We start from the raw sequence: 8,750 nt of genomic DNA, 5'->3' as shown, positions 1-8,750 counted from the left end.
GGCAAGTCCTTTTTCTTTTCTAAAATAGGAGTGCAGAGTTGTGTACGTTTCCGTTGCACACTTCTGCACTCCTATTTTGCATTACACACATGGCACGACTACTTAGAAATTGAAGTACCAGTTGAAGATACAGGGAAACCAGCGGATCAAGCCACCGTTTACTTGGAGCATTTAAAATCAGGTGAAGAACGGTCAGTTCAATTACAGTACTATGAACATGACAAAGTATATCGAGCGCATATGAGTGACTGGCACGATGTGATTTTTGGTGAATGGAAAGTTCAACGAATTGAAGTGAGTGACGTAGCTGGTAATACAGTGAGTTTGAATGGACCGTTTGAAGGTGATAATGTATTCAATCTTCTTAATATTGAAGATGATTATCAGAACCCTGAATATGTTTCTTCGGAATTCGTAACACTGAATCCAAACAATACAGTTAAAGATACATATCAAGTTGTAGCCAAAGATAATGCATTTGTAAAAAAAATCAGTGCGACATTCAAACATCGTAGTACAGGTAAAATAGTGACAATCAGCCAAGATGATGCTGAATTTCCTAATGCAGTTAGGGAGTCTGGAGAGGAAACGACAGCAAACTTATCGTTTGGTGTTGCAGAAACGTTTCATAATTTAAGTGGTTTTTGGGATGTGACTGAAATTGAGATTACTGACCAAAACCAAAACAAGAAGACGATTACTGATGTGAACGACTCACTATATCTCGAACGGTATATCGCTGACTTAGGAGTGCACGTTATTCAAGAAAGCACCGTATGGGAAGGACAATATATTAATCAGGATGTATTTGTTATGCCAGGAGCTCTTCTTTCAACTGTTCCAAACGTTATAGTCACGAAAAATATATACGTCTTAGGTGCTCTAAGAACGTATGGTGGATTATCCGTCTACGGAACTTTATACGGAAATCGAATGAACTTTGGACATAGCTCTCCAATCTATAATGGAGATATTCAAGTAGCCGGAAGTAACTCGATGTGGAGCATGCAGATGTCTAACGTTACTCGCTTCGAGCTCCCAATTAGTACGGGCGGGGCTTTAGTCGATAACGGAGATGATACGTTTGATTTAGTAGGGTTAACATTACCTTTAGCGACTAAAATCAACATTAACGGAGTTGAGACTGATCTGTCATCGAATGGTCGATTCAAAGCAGTCAACATACCAATGAATGAACAAGCAACGGCACTAATTCAAATTACAGCAACAAATGGAGTTACTTATTCGACTACTTTGAAAGTATATGACAATCAAAAGCCTGTCGTGACCGCCTCAAAAGATTCAGGAATCTACTTATCTGGTACGAATCTTGATTTGATTTCAACTAAAGAAGGCAGTGTCTATTACGATTTAAGCTACGGAACAGAATATAGCGGTCTTTACACGAACTTCTATCCGGATTTCATACTAAATAACGACGTTAGTATAAAGTATTACAGTAGTGATCCAGTTGGAATCGAGTCAGAGGTCGAAGAACGCAAATATCGCGTTTTCTCGGTCTATAATCCGAAAGCATCTGAATCCTTTATTCAAGGAAGTGGGAGCCCGGGGCTCAAAATTCAAGCTGAAGTCGACGGAGAGATTTATACGACGACAATCAATGCTGATGGGCGTTTCCTTATTGAAGGACTTGATTTAACGGAGTCGAAAACGGTCCAAGTTTTTGCAAGTGATGAAGAATATACGAGTGAATCATACACGTTCGATGTAACTGACGATTTGCCAATCATCATTAAAGGGGCAGAAAATCAAAAGGTCTATAATCATGATGTCACCATTTCTTATAACAAAGGTGGATTATATTTAAACGGTATCGATTATATCGGTTCAGGTACCACATTTACAGAAGATGGATATTACGAACTTCATGGCCATGATGGCTATGGGCTTTATGCGAGCATTTCGTTCACCATTGATAAGACAGCACCACAAGTAAGCGGCATCCAGACTGGAAAAGCTTATAAGCAAGCAGTCACTCCGACGTTCACAGAAGGGTCTGCGACATTGAATGGTGTGAAGTATACGAGCGGGACGAAAATTGACCAAGAAGGTGAATATGTTCTTGAGGTCATCGATAACGCTGGTAATAAAACGAATGTTTATTTCACAATCGATTACAAGGCACCGGTCGTCACGGGTGTAGAGAACGGTAAACTTTACAATCAACAAGTTACTCCTGTATTCACAGAAGGTACTGCGAAGTTGAATGGAAGTGCCTTCGCTAGCGGTACAATTATCAAGGCTGAGGGATTATATGAACTGATTGTACAAGATGCAGCAGGAAACCTGACGACACGTAAATTTGAAATTGATGTAACACCACCAAAAGTCACGAACGTATCGGACGAAGCAACTTACCGCCGTGCAGTGATTTACTTTACCGATGGAGTTGCAAAACTGAACGGTACACAGATTCAAACGAACCATGAAGTGACGAAAGATGGGAAGTATGACTTAGTGGTGACTGACCGTGCGGGTAACGTGACGAAGTTATCATTTGAAGTGGACTCAATTGCCCCAATCGTGAGTGGGGTTGAGAGTGGGAAACGTTATAATCGAACAGTGACTCCGACATTCACAGAAGGCGTCGGCAAATTGAACGGTAAGTTGTTCACGAGCGGAACCGCAGTTCAAGCGGAAGGCTCGTATGAACTGTCTGTAGAAGATAAAGCTGGAAATACGACAGTCACGCCGTTCATTATCGATTTGACGGCTCCAGTCGTCACGGGAGTGCAGACGAACACACAATATACAAAACCTGTAGTCATTTCGTTTAATGAAGGCTCGGCGACATTGAATGGAAAAACGATTGCGAAAAATTACACGGTTGATAAAGACGGGGCTTATGAGTTAAAAGTCAAAGACTCGGCTGGTAACGAAACGATTGTTATGTTTGGATTAGACCAACTCCCCCCAGTTGTGACGGGTGTTGAAGCAAAAGCGTATCGTCAATCTGTGACGCCTGTATTTGTAGAAGGGACTGGCACGTTGAACGGGAAACCGTATGTTTCAGGGACGCCGATTTCGACGGACGGGGAGTACGAATTAATCGTATCTGACCGCGCTGGAAACAAAACGACGATTCGATTTAAAGTCGATCAGAAACCTGTTACCGTCACGGGAGTGGAATCAGGTAAAACGTATCAACGTGTGACGCCACTGTTTAGTGAAGGAACTGCAGTGTTAAATGGCGTGCCATTCAGATCTGGGACTGTGATTAATCAATCAGGAGCGTACGTCCTCCTCGTGACGGATGAGGCCGGGAATGAAACGACTATTCGTTTCACAATCGATAACACTCCTCCTGCCTTAACTGGGTTTACGACCGGCAAATCGTATTATCGTAGCATCGCTCTACGATTCGATGAAGGGACGGCGACATTAAATGACGTGCCCTACAAGTCGGGCAAACTGATCAATCAACCTGGTAAGTATACGCTTCGTTTGACTGATGAATTCGGGAACGAGACGGTGCGCGTATTCACCATCGACCGCACCGCTCCTGTCATCTCAGGTGTCAAGAGTCGCCAAGTAACAAATCAATCCGTAACGATTCAATACAACGAAGGAACTGCGACGTTGAATGGCAAACGTATTCGTAACAGTTGGCCAGTGAAGAATTCAGGGGCTTATACACTTCGTGTCACAGACCAAGCGGGAAATATAACTGCTTTGACGTTCACCATCGATAAAATAGCACCGTCGAAACCAAGCATCTCGACGTTGACGAACAAATCGACGAAAGTAACCGGTAAAGCTGAGAAGGGGTCGACGGTGTCCATCACGTACAACGGACGGACGTACACAACGAGAGCATCGACTGCCGGCACATACAGTTACAGCTTGAAAACGACGAAAGCAGGAGCGACGGTGACGGTCCGAGCGAAAGATGCGGCAGGAAACCTATCGACGGCTGCTTCGTCCAAAGTATTGAATACGTTCGCGACGTTCACTGTTAACACGTTGAAATCGAGCGCTACCTCGGTAACGGGTAAAGGCAATAAAGCTGCGACGGTTCAAGCGTTTGTCGGAACGAAAGCTATCAGTAAGACCGCAAAAGTGGATTCGAAAGGCTACTACAAGTTGACGATTCCACGTCAAAAAGCTGGGGTTACGGTGACTGTGAAGATGAAGCAAACCGGATATCTGGAATTAAAGAAAGTAACTAAAGTAGTGAAGTGATGCAGTTACAATAAAACACCTGAAGGCTTGGCTATTCGTTTAGCCAAAGCTTCAGGTGTTTTTTTACGGCGTGACTGTTGTATAGAGCGAACTCAATACATTCAACACTTTGGTCTCAAGTTCTTTATAACCAGAAGATGTCACGAGTGATGCCATCGCACGCTCTACGCAGGCTGTATCCGTCCAATCCGAGACTGGAGTGGTTGCGACATAGATTTTTGTGTATTTTTTACCTTCGAGCATACCCGATGGGCGGAATGAGATTCCTTGGTCTCGTAACACCTCCAACAATTTCAACCGGTCAGTATAATTGATCGGACCGACCTCGACGTGGAATTTTAAATCCTGGTTCCATTCTCGTGAGAACCAGATAATCATTCCATAACCGATCCAGTAGCTACTACCAAGTTTCTCCATGTTCTCTAAGTATGGTTCCCATTGTGGAGAAATAAAATTCGGGACTTTGGCATGCGGTCGATATAGGTGATTCGGTAGCTTTTGCTTCTCTGCAAATGACAAGAATGATTGATAAAGAATATTGCTACCCATTTTAAAGATGTAATCAATTGTTTTGCTTTTCTTTGCATAGAATTTCGTCAAATGTTCTCGCTCGGTCGAGGATAACTCTTGTAGCACAGCTACAGCCTCACGAAGCTCGATTTGTTTTTGGCGATTGGTATTTTGATAGGCATTGGCATAAATCAAATGAATGGCTGAGGCATAGTTTTGGTACAGCCTCATCGCCATCTGCATCGTGTTTTCATCCTCAACTAATTGTTCTTCTAGTAATGCTACATAGTAATTCAAGAAGTCATAAATGCTGTCGGCAATCGTTTCTTTATTCAAATCGAGTTCTTGTAGGATGATTTGTAGAACATCTTCATAGGCCAACATCCAATAAGCGTCGTGAGATGGTGGTTCGCCTGATAGCGTCAAGAAGACAGGCAGTACTTTCCACTCTGAATAACGAGTTGTCACACTTGTCAAATAGCGATCTAATTGCCCTTCGGATTCAGCTGAATGAAATTTGTTTTCAATGAGCAAGATTGTCTTTAACGAAGGAATTTCGATTAATAAATCAATCGAACCATGCCCATTTGTCGACCACTCTCGATGAACGACGACGTCAGAGAGCGACGTATGAAGGAATGACAAGTAATCAAAGCCGTTGATTTTATCTTCATTATCCGCTTTCGTCACGAGGTTCATCAGTACTTTACGTAAGAAAAAACTTCCCAGTCGATGATTCTCATTCGGGTCGAACAGCCAAGCGAGGACGTTCGAGTGGCGGATCTCATATTGGTCAACACGTAGTACTTTGAGAGGGTTAAATTGATGGAACTGTTGATGAAGGCGGTTGAAATCCGTCGAATTTTCGAGTTGTAAGATGGTGTCGAGTGAGTAGGGCATAGGGACCTCCTAAGGATAGTTGATAAGATTAGTAAACTATAAAAAATCATGATGAGGATGGAGAATATTTAACCTGGTTATAAAAAATGATTGGATGAAGAGTAAAGGGCGGATTCCGTCTATTTGTTTGGAAACGGAACAATCTCTGGGGGATGGAGTTCTCGATACGTTTTCCCACCCATATCGCGAAAACGTTGGGCCCAGCCTTTTTCATTTTTGCCAAGACAGACATCCACAAGTGTCACCGCTTCGTTCGGAGTCACATAATTTATTTCGATGCCTTGTTCGAGCATGAGTGGCAAAAGGTTCAAATAACCTGATTCGATCATGACCATTGCTAAACCGGCGCAAAATGATGTTCGTTCATCTCTTTGGACTGGGAGGCATTCTAAAAACTTCCGTTTAAAAATTGAAGGGCGACCACGATGAAGCGAGAGTGCCAAAAAATTAAATGGCTCATGTAGTCTGAAAGGCGCTACCGGATAACGCAGCATGCGTTGGAGTGTCATTTCGTTCTCATCAAAAATGCAAAGATATATTGCTTTGTGAGAGACACGCCCCCCTTGTTCGATGACGAAATCGACGGTTTCAGGACGCAATCGATTTGGCAAGAAGTCTAGCAAATCATCTGGCAGCGTGTAATGAGGATTTAATCGACGCAGATGTTCAATCATAAGTCGAGCGGGTTCAAGTTGATTAGAACTCACTGCGAAATGGAGCGACGTTTCTCCCCAGCGACCGATACGTTCAACTTCTGCGCCGTGATTGAGCAAGGATTGGATGACGTCAAGAGGAGTATTATTCCGAAACACCAATTCGGTTAAAATCGTTTGTCCAGTTTTGGTAGTACTGTTCGCATTCAGCCCCTTTGCGAAGAACGTTTCGACCAAATCGAGATGCCCGGATTCGGCACATATTTGAAAATCACAGATATCTTCATATGATAAAAATAATGGGGCGAGTTTTGGATTATGTTGTAAAGCAAGACGAAGTAATTGCTTAGTGTGGAAATCGTCTAACTCAATCGACTCGAATAGTCTGATGGTCAGCGCTTCATTTTTAGATGAAATCGCTTTTTTTAACAATTTATACATGTACCAGCCTCCGTTTCATGATGTTCGTACGGTTTCCCATTTTAGACAAGATGCTCCTTCGAAAGTATCGAGACCACTCATGCTACCGCTATACGGGCCGTTACATCTTCCGGTCGCTTCCTTGGTTTCGAAAAAACTGGCGGTAAAGTCTACGTTGCGTTGGCCGCCCCAATAGCGACAACTTGCGCACACTGGTTGGTCTTTGCTCCATGTCGTCAATACGTATCCCACCTTATTAAAATAGTGTAGATTCCATTATATAGTTATTATATAATTGTTTTGTAATTAATTGTTCTTATTTTTCTTTTAATATCCATTTCAGTTCGAAAGCTATTTTGAATTAGGACTACTTTTGAATTCTTTAATAAAATCAAATAAATACTTTACAAATTTCAAATGAAGTACTTTTGTATTGCCAAGAGCAAGTTATGCTCATCATTTGGAGGGATGTATATGTATTATTCAGATCAAGATTTTGCAGAGAAGGTAGGAGACAAGCCAGGTAATGTTCGATTCTTTAAGAAATGCTTACGGGATTTAGGGCTCATTGGAAGTCGTCAACAACTATCCGATGAATACTTGGAAATTTTTAAAGCTGTGAGTGATTATCGAGATGAGAATCGGTCGACATGGGAAGTGGCGATGGAAAGTGTCCTGCCAAGATACGTCGATCAAGAAGACACAAAAAGCGATCGGGAGATTTTAGAAGAGATTCTAGCAGTGCTAAAGCGCATCGAACAAAAAATGTGATGTGATTTGTTGACAACTAAGTACACTGAGTCCTAAGTTTTTATCAATTGCTATCCCATCCCAATGAAAAGAGGCCAAACAATGACAACAAATTTTGAAAACGACCAGTTTCATCTATCAGAAGAAGAAATGAAACGATTAGAGAAATGGTTTGGTTACGGCGCCTTTCGAGAAGCTGATATCGTATTTTTTGGAAACGAAGAAGGTCTTGGTGGCTACCCGATTGAAGCGGTGCGCGCTCGAACACGAGTGTATGGTAAAAATTCAGATACTTGGTTAGGTGAAGGTTGGGAAAATGGTTATTGGGATGAAAGTGGTCATACAGGATACAAGTTACTTGGAGAAGTCACGAATGAAATTCGTGCTGAAAAAGGATTGGCGCCACACAATAAAAAAGAAGGTAATCCGCGTTCAACTATGTTAGATTTTCAAGCTCGCTTACTTCTGGCATTAGAGCAACCGGAATACGATTGGTTCGCTTTAAAGGACGGGAAAAAGGACGAAGAGACAACGAACAAGTGGAAAGAAAAATATGAACGTATTCAAACCTTATATGATAAAGACCATAAAATAAAAGCTGCGCTAATGGACTGGAGACCGCTCCCTCGTCAGGATGAAAATACTTGGCCTTATCAATTGGATCAAAATGAGTATTTAAAAGCATTTAAACCTGGAAAACGATATTTGAAAAAAATCCAGTCTGCCATTGAGACAGATAATCTAGATGGTTTGAATGAGTACGGTAAAATGGTCGTCGCAAGGACGAAACTCTTGAAGCGAGTCATTGAGCAATTTGATTTCCCGGTGATTGTCGCGTCTGGAGATCCCGATGCGAAAGAAAACTTATTCAAATTGATATTTGCTGACGAGGGAATCACGTTTGAAGAAAAAACTCTATCGAATGGGAAGCGTTACAAAAAGGCGGTAGTTTACGTGGGGAATCGAGAACTTACCATTCTGTTAAGCTTATTCTTCGATTACCGTAGCAATTGTCTTGGACGTGATGGATTGAGAGATTTGTATGAAGAAGAACTTTCTCCTTTGTTCAAGGATATTTAAATACGTGTTGCTCAGACCAACTTTAGAAGTTGGTCTTTTGTTTTTGATGAATTATAAAATTAAGTGCAACACCTGAACGTGAACGCAAAAAAGTCCATAGCGACGGCCTCGTGTAGAATGAAGTTACCACACAAACATTCAGACAGAGGAATCGCTATGAGCTACACCCATCTTACCACAGCCGAACGCGTGAAAATAGAGACCTATCTGGAGCTCGGGATGTCCATCCGGTCC

General features: G+C 42.1%; 5 protein-coding genes. 3 read left to right on the top strand and 2 right to left on the bottom strand.

Going from position 1 to position 8,750, the window contains the following annotated elements; translation table 11 throughout:
* The first annotated feature begins 162 nt into the window (after positions 1-162).
* The gene (locus KNP74_RS14605) at positions 163-4,203 is read left to right on the top strand and encodes an Ig-like domain-containing protein (protein WP_214764700.1); all 4,041 of its coding nucleotides are present in this window, start codon (positions 163-165) and stop codon (positions 4,201-4,203) included.
* A 63-nt stretch (positions 4,204-4,266) separates the two neighbouring features.
* Here KNP74_RS14605 and KNP74_RS14600 read toward each other — a convergent pair whose 3' ends face one another.
* Both KNP74_RS14600 and KNP74_RS14595 read right to left on the bottom strand, forming a co-directional pair.
* The gene (locus KNP74_RS14600; RefSeq protein WP_214764699.1) at positions 4,267-5,613 is read right to left on the bottom strand and encodes a PDDEXK-like family protein; all 1,347 of its coding nucleotides are present in this window, start codon (positions 5,611-5,613) and stop codon (positions 4,267-4,269) included.
* A 119-nt stretch (positions 5,614-5,732) separates the two neighbouring features.
* Positions 5,733-6,707: an ankyrin repeat domain-containing protein gene (locus KNP74_RS14595; protein WP_214764697.1), complete on the bottom strand. Its 975-nt coding sequence runs from the start codon at positions 6,705-6,707 to the stop codon at positions 5,733-5,735.
* Between the two features lie 453 nt (positions 6,708-7,160).
* Here KNP74_RS14595 and KNP74_RS14590 point away from each other — a divergent pair, with 453 nt between their 5' ends.
* Both KNP74_RS14590 and KNP74_RS14585 read left to right on the top strand, forming a co-directional pair.
* A complete protein-coding gene (locus KNP74_RS14590; protein WP_214764696.1) occupies positions 7,161-7,457 on the top strand; it encodes a hypothetical protein in 297 nt (98 codons plus the stop codon).
* 81 nt (positions 7,458-7,538) lie between these two features.
* Complete coding sequence (locus KNP74_RS14585) at positions 7,539-8,516, top strand: hypothetical protein (protein ID WP_214764695.1); 978 nt, start codon at positions 7,539-7,541, stop codon at positions 8,514-8,516.
* Positions 8,517-8,750 lie beyond the last annotated feature (234 nt).

The organism is Exiguobacterium sp. s141 (genome assembly GCF_018618085.1).
GTDB classification, from domain to species: domain Bacteria; phylum Bacillota; class Bacilli; order Exiguobacteriales; family Exiguobacteriaceae; genus Exiguobacterium; species Exiguobacterium mexicanum_A.
The sequence above is the reverse complement of the archived record's forward strand: the minus strand, read 5'-3'. Positions and strand labels throughout refer to the sequence as shown.

What these genes read in the sequence shown, in the direction of transcription:
- KNP74_RS14585 (WP_214764695.1), top strand. Translation starts at nt 7,539, where the DNA reads ATGACAACAAATTTTGAAAACGACCAGTTTCATCTATCAGAAGAAGAA.
- KNP74_RS14600 (WP_214764699.1), bottom strand. Translation starts at nt 5,613, where the DNA reads ATGCCCTACTCACTCGACACCATCTTACAACTCGAAAATTCGACGGAT.
- KNP74_RS14595 (WP_214764697.1), bottom strand. Translation starts at nt 6,707, where the DNA reads ATGTATAAATTGTTAAAAAAAGCGATTTCATCTAAAAATGAAGCGCTG.
- KNP74_RS14590 (WP_214764696.1), top strand. Translation starts at nt 7,161, where the DNA reads ATGTATTATTCAGATCAAGATTTTGCAGAGAAGGTAGGAGACAAGCCA.